Annotated in this window: 12 protein-coding genes; 2 read left to right on the forward strand and 10 right to left on the reverse strand. The window is 72.0% G+C overall.

All coding sequences use genetic code 11. The annotated features are described in order from the left end of the window. From RIM90_RS26700 to pgsA, 10 genes are all read right to left on the reverse strand, one after another. Window positions 1-454: AAA family ATPase (locus RIM90_RS26700; RefSeq protein ID WP_309063307.1), on the reverse strand; the 454-nt coding region annotated here is incomplete at its 3' end. 64 nt (window positions 455-518) lie between these two features. Next, window positions 519-1,124, reverse strand: a complete 606-nt coding sequence (gene ruvA / locus RIM90_RS26705; protein ID WP_309063308.1) for a Holliday junction branch migration protein RuvA — start codon at window positions 1,122-1,124, stop codon at window positions 519-521. Further along, window positions 1,121-1,660 (reverse strand): crossover junction endodeoxyribonuclease RuvC, encoded by a 540-nt coding sequence (ruvC, locus tag RIM90_RS26710; protein ID WP_309063309.1) that lies wholly within the window; start codon window positions 1,658-1,660, stop codon window positions 1,121-1,123. Before ruvC ends, ruvA begins: the two co-directional genes overlap by 4 nt. A gap of 138 nt (window positions 1,661-1,798) precedes the next feature. Beyond that, a complete protein-coding gene (locus RIM90_RS26715; protein WP_309063310.1) occupies window positions 1,799-2,551 on the reverse strand; it encodes a YebC/PmpR family DNA-binding transcriptional regulator in 753 nt (250 codons plus the stop codon). Between the two features lie 48 nt (window positions 2,552-2,599). After that, window positions 2,600-3,205 (reverse strand): pyridoxal 5'-phosphate synthase glutaminase subunit PdxT, encoded by a 606-nt coding sequence (pdxT, locus tag RIM90_RS26720; protein ID WP_309063311.1) that lies wholly within the window; start codon window positions 3,203-3,205, stop codon window positions 2,600-2,602. Between the two features lie 6 nt (window positions 3,206-3,211). Further along, entirely contained in the window at window positions 3,212-4,123 is a 912-nt protein-coding gene (gene pdxS, locus RIM90_RS26725) for a pyridoxal 5'-phosphate synthase lyase subunit PdxS (protein WP_048458196.1), read from the reverse strand. 139 nt (window positions 4,124-4,262) lie between these two features. Continuing rightward, window positions 4,263-4,805, reverse strand: a complete 543-nt coding sequence (locus tag RIM90_RS26730) for a hypothetical protein (RefSeq protein ID WP_309063312.1) — start codon at window positions 4,803-4,805, stop codon at window positions 4,263-4,265. A gap of 214 nt (window positions 4,806-5,019) precedes the next feature. Beyond that, complete coding sequence (locus RIM90_RS26735) at window positions 5,020-6,183, reverse strand: glycosyltransferase family 4 protein (RefSeq protein WP_309063313.1); 1,164 nt, start codon at window positions 6,181-6,183, stop codon at window positions 5,020-5,022. After that, on the reverse strand, window positions 6,180-7,109 hold the full coding sequence (locus RIM90_RS26740) for a phosphatidylinositol mannoside acyltransferase (RefSeq protein ID WP_309063314.1): 930 nt from the start codon (window positions 7,107-7,109) through the stop codon (window positions 6,180-6,182). The genes RIM90_RS26735 and RIM90_RS26740 overlap by 4 nt, the downstream gene beginning before the upstream one ends. After that, window positions 7,106-7,834, reverse strand: a complete 729-nt coding sequence (pgsA, locus tag RIM90_RS26745; protein WP_309063315.1) for a phosphatidylinositol phosphate synthase — start codon at window positions 7,832-7,834, stop codon at window positions 7,106-7,108. The genes RIM90_RS26740 and pgsA overlap by 4 nt, the downstream gene beginning before the upstream one ends. A 241-nt stretch (window positions 7,835-8,075) precedes the next feature. Here pgsA and RIM90_RS26750 point away from each other — a divergent pair, with 241 nt between their 5' ends. Then, window positions 8,076-10,274: an elongation factor G-like protein EF-G2 gene (locus tag RIM90_RS26750; protein WP_309063316.1), complete on the forward strand. Its 2,199-nt coding sequence runs from the start codon at window positions 8,076-8,078 to the stop codon at window positions 10,272-10,274. A 218-nt stretch (window positions 10,275-10,492) separates the two neighbouring features. Next, window positions 10,493-12,148, forward strand: coding sequence for a hypothetical protein (locus tag RIM90_RS26755; protein WP_309063317.1), 1,656 nt, complete (start codon window positions 10,493-10,495; stop codon window positions 12,146-12,148). The last annotated feature ends 21 nt before the right edge of the window (window positions 12,149-12,169 follow it).

Genomic DNA, 12,169 nt, shown 5'->3' on the forward strand with positions numbered 1-12,169 from the left:
CGGGGCCCTTGCCGACGATGACGTCGACGCGGAAGTCCTCCATCGCCATGTAGAGCATCTCCTCGGCGGGCCGGGACATGCGGTGGATCTCGTCGAGGAAGAGGACCTCGCCCTCCTGGAGGGAGGAGAGGATCGCCGCGAGGTCGCCCGCGTGCTGGATGGCGGGGCCGGAGGTGATGCGGATGGGGGCGCCCATCTCGGCGGCGATGATCATCGAGAGGGTGGTCTTGCCGAGGCCGGGGGCGCCGGAGAGCAGCACGTGGTCGGCGGTGGCGCCCCGCGCGCGTGCGGCGCGCAGCACGAGGTCGAGCTGCTCGCGGACCTTCTCCTGGCCGATGAACTCGCCCAGGTCCTTGGGGCGCAGGGCGGCCTCGACGGCCTGGTCCTCACGGTCGGCGGACGCGCCGACGAGCCGCTCGGCGGCGGGGGTGTCGGTCGTGTCGTCCCAGTTCATTGCTCGTGCCTCGCGGGTCGCGGTCGGATGGGTCGTCGTACGAGGGTCTGGCCGGGTGTCCCGGTCAGCGCGCCCTGTTGAGCGTCTGCAGGGCCGCCTTCAGCAGCTGCCCCACCTGCGGGGTGCCCTCGGCCGCCTCGGCCTGCGGGGCCACGGCGGCCACCGCCTCGTCGGCCTCGCGGGTCGCGTACCCGAGGCCGATCAGGGCGGCGTGCAGCTGGTCGCGCCAGCCGGTGGTGACCGGGGCGCCGACGGCCGGTGCGCCGACCGGTTCGCCGAGGCGGTCCTTCAGCTCCAGGAGCAGCTTCTGGGCGCCCTTCTTGCCGATGCCGGGGACGGCGGTGAGTGCCTTCTCGTCACCGGTCGAGACGGCTCGGCGCAGGGCGTCCGGGGTGTGCACGGCCAGCATGGCCTGGGCGAGGCGGGGGCCGACGCCGCTGGCGGTCTGGAGCAGTTCGAAGGTCTGGCGCTCGTCGTCGTCGGCGAAGCCGTAGAGGGTGAGGGAGTCCTCACGGACGACCAGGGACGTGGCCAGCCGGGCCTGCTGTCCGAGGCGGAGGCCGGACAGCGTGTTCGGCGTGCACTGGACGGCCATGCCGACGCCGCCGACCTCGACGACCGCGGTGTCGGGAGAGAGGGCGGCGACGGTGCCGCTGACGAAGGCGATCATGCCGTACGGCCTTTCGTTGCATGTGCTGTGTGCAGGGCGACCGCCCGCTGGATTCGGTTCTGCGCGGGGGCGCGCCAGATGTGGCAGATGGCGAGGGCGAGCGCGTCGGCCGCGTCGGCGGGTTTCGGGGGCGCGGACAGCCGCAGCAGGCGGGTGACCATGGCGCCGACCTGCGCCTTGTCGGCGCGTCCGGAGCCGGTGACGGCGGCCTTGACCTCGCTGGGGGTGTGCAGGGCGACGGGGATGCCGCGGCGGGAGGCGCACAGCAGGGCGACGGCGCTGGCCTGGGCGGTGCCCATGACCGTGCGGACGTTGTGCTGGCTGAAGACGCGCTCCACGGCCACGTACTCCGGCCGGTGCTCGTCCAGCCACTGCTCGAGGCCCTGCTCGATGGCGACGAGTCGGTGGCCGAGGTCGGCGTCCGCCGGGGTGCGCACGACACCGACCCCGAGCATGGTGAGCGGTCGCCCGGCGACGCCTTCGACCACGCCGACGCCACACCGGGTCAGTCCCGGGTCCACCCCCAGTACGCGCACGCCCGGCCCTCCCTTTCGATCGCCTTTCGATCGCCTGTTTGTGCAGGCTATCGGGTGCCGCCGACAACGCGGGCAAAGCGACGGGCCGACGGGGACGCCCCCGTCGGCCCGTTGAGCCGGTCGAAGCCCGCGGCGGCGCTACGCGCCGACCTTCTCCATGATCTCGTCGCTCACGTCGAAGTTGGCGAAGACGTTCTGCACGTCGTCGCTGTCCTCCAGCGCGTCGATGAGCTTGAAGATCTTCTTCGCGCCCTCCTCGTCCAGCTCGACCTGCATGGTCGGGACGAAGTTGGCGTCGGCGGACTCGTAGTCGATGCCGGCGTCCTGCAGAGCGGTGCGGACCGCGACGAGGTCGGTCGGCTCGCTGATGACCTCGAAGGTCTCGCCGAGGTCGTTGACCTCCTCGGCGCCCGCGTCCAGAACGGCGCCGAGGACGTCGTCCTCGGTCAGCTCGCCCTTGGGGACGATCACCACGCCCTTGCGGTTGAACAGGTACGACACCGAGCCCGGGTCGGCCATGGAGCCGCCGTTGCGGGTCATGGCGACGCGGACCTCGGAGGCGGCGCGGTTGCGGTTGTCGGTGAGGCACTCGATGAGCACCGCGACACCGTTCGGACCGTAGCCCTCGTACATGATCGTCTCGTAGTCGGCGCCGCCGGCCTCGAGGCCCGCGCCGCGCTTGACCGCGGAGTCGATGTTCTTGTTCGGAACCGACGACTTCTTGGCCTTCTGAATGGCGTCGTACAGCGTCGGGTTGCCCTCGGGGTCCGCACCACCCATGCGGGCCGCGACCTCGATGTTCTTGATCAGCTTCGCGAAGAGCTTGCCGCGCTTGGCATCGATCACGGCCTTCTTGTGCTTCGTCGTGGCCCATTTAGAGTGGCCGGACATCTGCCTGTCTCCTTCGCGTAACCCATCTCTGCAACGAACGCAGGAATCCTACAAGGACTCGGCTGTCCGCTTCGCGCGCACCATGTCCACGAACAGGCCGTGCACGCGGTGGTCTCCGGTCAGTTCCGGGTGGAACGACGTGGCCAGCGCGTTGCCCTGGCGGACCGCGACGATGTGCCCGGCGTGCTCGGCCAGCACCTCGGCCCCGGCGCCGACGGACTCGACCCAGGGGGCGCGGATGAAGACGCCCTCCACGGGCTCGCCCGCGATGCCCTTGACGTCGACCGCGGCCTCGAAGGACTCGTTCTGCCGTCCGAACGCGTTGCGGCGCACGATCATGTCGATGCCGCCGACGGTCTCCTGCCCGGAGCGCGGGTCGAGGATCTTGTCGGCGAGCATGATCATGCCGGCGCAGGTGCCGTAGACGGGCATGCCGTCGCGCACGCGTGCGCGCAGGGGTTCCATCAGGCCGAACAGGACGGCCAGCTTGGAGATCGTGGTGGACTCGCCGCCGGGGAGGACGAGGCCGTCCACCTCGGCGAGTTCGCCGGGGCGCCGCACCGGCCTGGCCACGGCGTCGGCCGCGGCCAGGGCGATGAGGTGTTCCCGTACGTCGCCCTGGAGGGCCAGGACGCCGATGACAGGAGTGTTCATGGGTGATTACCAGCCGCGGTTGGCGTAGCGCTCGGTCTCGGGGAGGGTGTCGCAGTTGATGCCGACCATGGCCTCGCCGAGGTTGCGGGACGCGTCCGCGATGATCTTCGGGTCGTCGTAGAAGGTGGTCGCCTTCACGATGGCGGCGGCGCGCTTGGCCGGGTCGCCGGACTTGAAGATGCCGGAGCCGACGAAGACGCCCTCGGCACCGAGCTGGCGCATCAGCGCGGCGTCGGCCGGGGTGGCCACACCACCGGCGGAGAACAGCACCACCGGCAGCTTGCCCAGCTCGGCGACCTCCTTGACCAGCTCGTACGGAGCGCGCAGCTCCTTGGCGGCGGCGTACAGCTCGTGGTTGTCGTAGCCGCGCAGCCTGGCGATCTCGTTCTTGATCTGGCGCAGGTGGCGCACGGCCTCGACGACGTTGCCGGTGCCGGCCTCACCCTTGGAACGGATCATGGCGGCGCCCTCGGCGATGCGGCGCAGGGCCTCGCCCAGGTTGGTCGCACCGCAGACGAAGGGGGTGGTGAACGCCCACTTGTCGGAGTGGTTGACCTCGTCGGCGGGGGTGAGGACCTCGGACTCGTCGATGTAGTCGACGCCGAGCGACTGCAGCACCTGCGCCTCGACGAAGTGGCCGATGCGGGACTTGGCCATGACCGGGATGGAGACCGCGTCGATGATGCCCTCGATCATGTCCGGGTCGGACATCCGGGCCACGCCGCCGTCCTTGCGGATGTCGGCCGGGACCCGCTCCAGGGCCATGACGGCGACGGCGCCCGCGTCCTCGGCGATCTTCGCCTGCTCCGGCGTGACGACGTCCATGATCACGCCGCCCTTGAGCTGCTCGGCCATGCCGCGCTTCACGCGCGCGGTGCCGGTCTCGGGACCCTGGTTTTCGGAGAGCGTGCTGGACACGAATGACCTCGCTGAGGGGAAAGAGGGGTTTCTGCAGCACCGAGGAAACGTGAGCGGACCAGTCCACAGCAAGGGCCAATGGAAAGGCGGTGGACCCTTTTCGCTCGGCGGCGGTTCTCCGGACGGCCGGATCCCGCCGCTACGCCGCCCTCTCTATCAGTGCCGCCGGCGGTTCGTCGTCCATCTCGAAGGCCATCGGGAACGGCGCGTGCCCCGCCAGCCGGAACCAGCGCACCTTGCGGTGCCGCCGCAGCGCCCGCGCGGCCCGTACCGCGTCGTTGTGGAAGCGGCGGGCCATGGGCACCCTGCGCACCGCCTCGGCGAGTTCCAGGGCCGCCTCCTCTCCCCCGGGCGCCTCTCTGACCGCGTCCACCTGCTGCGTCTCGGCGAAGACCGCGCGCAGCGCCTGGCTCAGCTCGCTCTCGGCGACCTCGCGCTGCTCCTCCACCGCCTGCCGCGCGGCGTGCGCGGCCTCGTAGAGCACGATCGAGGCGGCCGGGTCGAGCACCCCGGAGGTGGCCAGTTCCTGGGCGACGGAGGCGCGGCGCAGCAACTGCGCGTCGAGCGCGGCCCGGGCGGCGTCGATACGGGCGTGCAGCCGGTCCAGCCGTCCCGCCGTCCAGCTCAGGTAGAGGCCGATCGCGAGGAGGGCGACGAGGATCCAGATGAGGGTTGCGGTCACGGGCGGCAAGGCTACCGGGGTGCTCCGCCGGGCCGGACGGGGTGCCCGGGGTGGGTGACGGCACCCGGGAAAGTGCCGTCGGCTGCGGGTGCCGTCCCCGGGGGGGGTGCGCCCCCGGATCCCCGCTCCGGCCCGGACGGCCTCGTCCTCGGACTCCCCCGGGCTCCACGGGCAGGGGGTGCCTCCGGGCGGGCTGTTCCCCCGCCCCCGGTTCTCAGTCCCGGGCCAGGCCGAAGCGTGCCAGGAGACCCGTCGTGCGGTCGTCCGCCGCCACCGCCGCCGCCCCCGCCGTCACCGTCTCGTACACCGACAGGATGTCCGCGCCGACGGTGGACCAGTCGAAGCGGCGGACGTGGGCGCTGCCGCGTTCGCGCAGCTTCGCGCGGCGCTCGGGGTCCTCCAGGAGGCGTACCGCGGCCTCGGCGAGCGCGTCCGCGTCCTCGTTGGGGAACAGCTCGCCCGCCGCCCCCTGGTCGAGGACCTGTGCGAAGGCGTCCAGGTCGGAGGCGAGCACCGGGGCGCCCGCGGACATGGCCTCGACCAGGATGATGCCGAAGCTCTCGCCGCCGGTGTTGGGCGCCACGTACAGGTCGACGCTGCGCAGGAAGCGGGCCTTGTCCTCGTCGCTGACCATGCCGAGGAACTCGACGCGCGGGCGCAGTTCCCGCGGCAGCGACTCGACGGCCTCCTTCTCGTCGCCGCGGCCCGCGACCAGCAGCCGTGTCTGCGGGCGGGCGGCGAGGATCTTCGGCAGGGCCCTCATCAGCACCGGCAGGCCCTTGCGGGGCTCGTCGATGCGGCCTATGAAGCCGATGGTGTCGCCCTGCCACTTCGGGTTGGGCTCGGCCTCGGCGAAGAAGCCGACGTCGACGCCGTTCGGGATCACCACCGCGTCCCCGCCCAGGTGCTCGACGAGGGTCCGGCGGGCGTACTCGCTCACCGCGATCCGGGCGCTGATCTTCTCCAGGGCGGCCTGCAGGATCGCGTACGCGGCGATCATGGCCCGGGAGCGCGGGTTGGACGTGTGGAAGGTGGCGACGATCGGCCCCTCGGCCGCCCAGCAGGCCAGCAGGCCGAGCGAGGGCGAGGTCGGCTCGTGGATGTGGATGACGTCGAACGCGCCCTCGTGCAACCAGCGCCGCACCCGCGCGGCCGACAGGAAGCCGAAGTTGAGCCGGGCCACCGACCCGTTGTACGGCACCGGCACCGCGCGGCCCGCCGAGACGACGTACGGCGGCAGCGGGGTGTCGTCGTCGGCCGGGGCGAGGACGGACACCTCGTGACCGAGGCGGATGAAGTACTCGGCCAGGTCACGGATGTGGAACTGGACGCCCCCCGGTACGTCCCAGGAGTACGGGCAGACGATGCCGATCCTCACGGGGTCCCCTTCTGGTCCTTCTCGGGGTCCCGCGCGGGGTCGAGGTCCTTGACCCACAAGCGCTGCAGCATGTGCCAGTCCTCCGGATGGTCGGCGATCCCCGTGGCGAAGGCGTCGGCCAGCGCCTGTGTCATGACAGACGTCTTCTCGGCGCGCGTACCTGACCGGGGGACCTCGACCGGCGGATGGACCCGGCCGCGCATCGTGGACGAGTCGTGGTACCAGAGCGTCGCCGGCAGCAGCAGCGCACCGGTGTGCTGGGCGAGCAGCGCGGGGCCGGCCGGCATCCGGGCGGTCTCGCCGAAGAAGTCGACCTCGACGCCGGAGGCGGACAGGTCCCGGTCGGCGACCAGGCAGACCAGTCCGCCGTCGCGCAGCCGCCGGGCCAGCGTGCCGAAGGCGCTGCCGCCGCTGTGCGGGAGCACCTCCATGCCGAGGCCCTCGCGGTAGGCGACGAACCGGTCGTAGAGCGTCTCCGGCTTCAGCCGCTCGGCGACGGTGGTGAAGGGTATGCCCAGCTCGGTGGTGGCCCAGGCGCCGGCGAGGTCCCAGTTGGCGAGGTGCGGCAGCGCCAGGACGACGCCCTTGCCGGCCGCCAAGCCGTCGGTCAGGTGGTGGAGGTCCTCGGGGACGAAGCCGCCCTTGATGCGTTCGGCGCTCCAGGCGGGCAGCCGGAAGGACTCCATCCAGTAGCGCAGGTACGACCGCATGCCCGCGCGGGAGAGCTCGGCGAGCCGCGCGGGGCTCGCGTCGGGCACCACGCGCGCGTAGTTGCGCTCCAGCCGCTCCACGCCCTTGCCGCGCTGCTTCCAGGCGAGGTCGGCGATGGTCCGCCCGAGGCGGACGGCGACCGGCTCCGGGAGCTTCTTCACCGTGCTCCAGCCGGCGCCGTACAGGGCGTCGGTCAACCGCTCCCGGGCGTTCACGTCGCGGCCTCGCTCCCCCGGGACCGCTGCCGGTCCGCGGCCTCGGCCTCGGCGGACTCCCGGCGCACGGTGACGACCCGCTGGATCAGCGTGACGAGGCTGCCGACCGCGACGATCCACAGGGCGACGGGCAGCAGGTACCGGATGCCGGGCACGCCGAACGCGTGCAGGCCCGCGAGACCGGCCGCGACCAGCGAGATCACGAGCCGCTCGGCCCGCTCGACGAGCCCGTTGACGGCGACCGGCAGGCCGATCGACTCGCCGCGCGCCTTGGTGTACGACACCACCTGGCCGCTGGCCAGGCAGAAGATCGAGACGGCGCACAGGACGTTGTCGTCGCCGCCGCCCGCGTACCACAGGGCGAAGCCGCCGAAGATCGCGCCGTCGGCGACCCGGTCGAGGGTGGAGTCCAGGAAGGCGCCCCAGCGGCTGGAGCGGCCCAGCTGGCGGGCCATGTTGCCGTCGACGAGGTCGGAGAACACGAACAGCGTGATCACGACCGTGCCCCAGAAGAACTCACCCATGGGGTAGAAGACCAGCGCGCCCGCGACCACACCCGCGGTACCGATGAGCGTGACCGTGTCGGGGCTGACCCCCCGCCGGATGAGAAACGCGGCGAACGGTGTGAGGACACGCGTGAAGAATGCACGCGCGTACTTGTTCAGCATGGCCTTCCCGACGGTCGGTGTGGCCGCGTGGCCCCTGCTGGCCACCGGCGGGCCCAATCGTAGCCACGCGCGCGCGTGGGCGGCGGCGGGGCACCCGGACGCCTGCGCGGAGGCCCGTCAGGACGGTGGTCCGCGGAGCCGTGAGCCGGGCCGGACGACGGGGTGGCGTCCTTCGTATGGACGCACCGTGACGGGAGTGGAAAGCTCGAAGAACCGCGGGCGTCGCCGGAGCCGCACCGCACGCGGATTCCGCGGGTCCGCGCCCACAGCGACCTCACCGTGCACGGGAGGCAGGATCATGGGCGACAAGGCGCACACACACCCCGGAGCCGCCGGCAGGGCACAGGCGGCCGACCACCCCGCGTCCGTACGGAATGTGGTGCTGGTCGGCCACTCCGGATCGGGCAAGACGACCCTGGTGGAGGCTCTCGCGCTGACCGCGGGAGCGGTGAACCGGGCGGGCCGCGTGGAGAACGGCGGCACCGTCTCCGACTACGACGAGATCGAGCACCGGCAGCAGCGCTCCGTACAGCTCTCGCTGGTGCCGGTCGAATGGGACGGCATCAAGGTCAACCTGCTGGACACCCCCGGATACGCCGACTTCGTCGGGGAGCTCAGGGCCGGTCTGCGAGCGGCGGACGCGGCCCTCTTCGTCGTCTCGGCCTCGGACGGCGTGAACGGCTCGACCCGGATGGTGTGGGACGAGTGCGCGGCGGTCGGCATGCCGCGCGCCATCGTCGTCACGCACCTCGAGGCGGCCCGCGCGGACTTCGAGGAGATGACCCGGATCTGCGCGGAGGCCTTCGGCGGGGACGACCCCGACGCCGTGCTGCCGCTGTACCTGCCGTTGCGCGGCCCGGAGGGACCCGACGGGCACGCGCCCGTGACGGGGCTGGTCGGACTGCTGTCGCAGAAGCTGTTCGACTACTCCACCGGCGAGCGCAAGGAGTCCGAGCCCGGGGAGGACCAGCTGCCGCTGATGGAGGGGGCCCGCAGCCGGCTCATCGAGGGGATCATCGCCGAGAGCGAGGACGAGACCCTCATGGACCGCTACCTCGGCGGCGAGCGGATCGACACCAGGACGCTGATCGAGGACCTGGAGCGGGCGGTCGCGCGCGGGGTGTTCTTCCCCGTCCTGGCCGCCGCCCCCGCGGCCGAGGGCGCCCGCCAGGGGCTCGGCACGGTCGAGCTCCTGGAGTTGGTCACGGGCGGCTTCCCCACCCCCCTGGAACACGGCACCCCGCGCGTGACCACCGTGGACGGCCGGCCGCGCGAGCTGAAGCCGTGCGACCCCGACGCGCCCCTGGTCGCGGAGGTCGTGAAGACCTCGTCCGACCCGTACGTCGGCCGGCTCTCGCTGATCCGGGTCTTCTCCGGCACCCTGCGCGCCGACCAGACGGTGCACGTCTCCGGGCACGGAATGGCCGACCGGGGCCACGAGGACCACGACGTCGACGAGCGGATCGGCGCCCTGTCCACACCGTTCGGCAAGCAGCAGCGGCCGGTGTCGCACGTCATCGCGGGCGATCTCGCGTGTGTGGCGAAACTGAGCCGCGCGGAGACCGGGGACACCCTGTCCGCCAAGGACGACCCGCTGCTCATGGAACCCTGGGAGATGCCCGACCCGCTGCTGCCGCTGGCCATCCAGGCGCACAGCAAACCCGACGAGGACAAGCTGTCGCAGGGGCTGGCGCGGCTGGTGGCCGAGGACCCGACGATGCGGCTGGAACAGAACCAGGACACGCACCAGGTGGTCCTGTGGTGCCTGGGCGAGGCGCACGCGGACGTGGCCCTGGAGCGGCTGCGCAGCCGCTACGGCGTCCAGGTCGACGTCGTACCGCACCGGGTCGCGCTCAGGGAGACGTTCGGGGACAAGGCGGCCGGGCGCGGCCGGCACGTCAAACAGTCCGGCGGTCACGGACAGTTCGCGATCTGCGAGATCGAGGTGGAGCCGCTGCCGGGCGGCTCGGGCATCGAGTTCGTGGACAAGGTGGTCGGCGGGGCCGTACCGCGGCAGTTCATCCCGTCCGTCGAGAAGGGCGTCCGGGCCCAGGCCGCCAAGGGGGTCGCCGCGGGGCATCCGCTGATCGACGTGCGGGTGACGCTGCTGGACGGCAAGGCGCACTCGGTGGACTCCTCCGACGCCGCGTTCCAGACGGCGGGCGCGCTGGCACTGCGGGAGGCGGCCTCGGCCGCGAAGATCCATCTGCTGGAGCCGGTGGCCGAGGTGAGCGTCCTGGTCGGCGACGACTACGTGGGCGCGGTGATGAGCGACCTGTCCGGCCGGCGCGGCCGGGTGCTCGGCACCGAGCAGTCGGCGGGCGGGCGCACGCTCGTCAAGGCCGAGGTGCCGGAGATCGAGATCGGCCGGTACGCCGTCGACCTGCGTTCCCTGTCGCACGGCACCGCCCGCTTCAGCCGCCGGTACGCGCGGCACGAGCCGATGCCGCCCCAGATCGCGGAACGGGTCCGCGAAGAGGCGCGCGCCGCCTCGTAGCCGGCGCCGGGCGCCCGTGGCCGCTCCCCACGGGCGCCCGCGTACGCCTGTCCCTTCGGGTGGCTTCGGAGTGCTTCACCTCTTGCCGGCGGACGGCTTCTGCCGTCCGCCGACGGATGCCGGGGGCTACGGATACGCTGAAGACCTGATCAACAGGTGTGCGCAGCAAGGAAGTCGGGAAGGCCGCAAGACGACAGTCGCGGCGATCGGGGGCGGGAATGACCGTTGAGAGCGGTTACGCGGACTTCTTCGGTCCGCAGGTGCCGCGCACGGGCGACGAGGGACAGACGCCGACGTTCGCGCTGGCCTCGGCGGCCTACCGGGACAACGAGGCCGAGGAGATACTCAAGGCCAACAACGAGTGGCACCAGTCGGCGGTCGGCAAGCCCCGGCTGAAGCTGTTCCGGCCGAACCTGGGCGAGGCGTTCTCCCGGGCGATCATCGACCGGATGCTGGGCTCCGGGCGGGCGCCGCTCATCCAGTCCTTCGGCACCCAGCCGCAGGTGGTGGTGGAGCACGCGCTCGCGGCGCACCGCATCCGCCGGGAGCGCGACAACTGGCTGAGCGCCGTCATGGTCCTGTGCGGCCTGCTGTTCCTGCCCGGCCTCCTCGTGTGGCTGCTGGTCTTCCAGATCCGCGCCACCGTCGGCAAACGGGAGGACAAGCGGGCCGGCGCACTCGCGACGACCCTGCTCGTCGCGGTGGGCGCGCTCGCGGTGCTGTTCCTGATCCGCCTGCCGTTCGGCGGCTTCTGGGGCTGGTACGCGCGCGCGGCGGTGGTCGCCCCGGTGGTCGGCTGGTTCTGGGCCAAGCACATCTGCGAACGCACCGCGAGGGACCTCAGAGAGCGCTGGAGCAGCCTGCTCTCCGGCAGCAGCGTCGGCGCCAAGGTGCCCGAGGCGGTGCCGAGCAGCCCCAATGAGACGGCGGCCGAGCAACTGCGCCAGTCCCTCGCCCGGCTCAGCGCCGAGCAGCAGTCCAACTCCGTGTTCTACGCGGGCCCCAAGGGCATCCTCGGCATGGGCACGCGCTGGGGCAGCTGGCAGCTCGCCGAGGACCTGGTGCCGGCCGACCCGGACCGGGAGATCCACCCGTTCCGCAGCTGGGACGTCGTCAAGGCCATCCACGACCGGCTGCGGATGCTGGAGCGCGGGCCCCTGCACACCGGGGGCTTCCCCAAGCCGTCGATACGGCACTGGATCGTCACGCCCATCGGCGAGAACGCCGACGCGGTCTCCCGGCCCGAGGGCACGGACGTCGAGGCGTACCAGGTCAAACCGCACGCCATACAGGACATCTGCAACAAGCAGCAGTTCGGCGCGGGCGACCGGCACTACCTGGGTGTCCAGTGGACGCTGTGGGACGGCCAACTGGTCCTCACCATGCTCATCACCGTGACCGTGCTGCACGAGACGCTGCGCATCGAGGTGACCGGGCACGCGCTGGGACCGGTGCACTCCCTGTTCACCACCAAGCCGGCGGCCAAGGAGAAGGAGGTCCAGAAGTCGATCAAGTTCTGGGAGACCCGGAAGGTGAAGCTCCCCCTGGTCGACACGGACGAGGTGGTGCGCCTGGCGGCCCGTGCGCCCCTGACCTGGTATCCGCCGCTGCTGTACTGGCTGGGCGGCAAGCTGAGCCTGCCGGAGCCCTTCGGGCTGCGGCACGCCTGGGCGGACCAGCCGTGGCGGCACCGCTTCATGGCCGACGACGCGCTGCGCGCGGCGGCGCCGGTGCTGCGGGTGGTGCACTCGGCGGCCATCAAGGTGCTGGAGGAGAACGGCGTGGACACGGAGAAGTTCGGCACGCGGTCGTCGTTCCTCAGCACGGCGGTGCAGGACGCGTCGCCGCGAAAAGCGGACGTGTACGACGCGTAACGGTGCGGGAACCGCGGGCAG

Origin of the sequence: Streptomyces sp., from assembly GCF_031181555.1 — a bacterium.
In the GTDB taxonomy this organism is placed as follows: Bacteria; Actinomycetota; Actinomycetes; order Streptomycetales; family Streptomycetaceae; genus Streptomyces; species Streptomyces fimbriatus.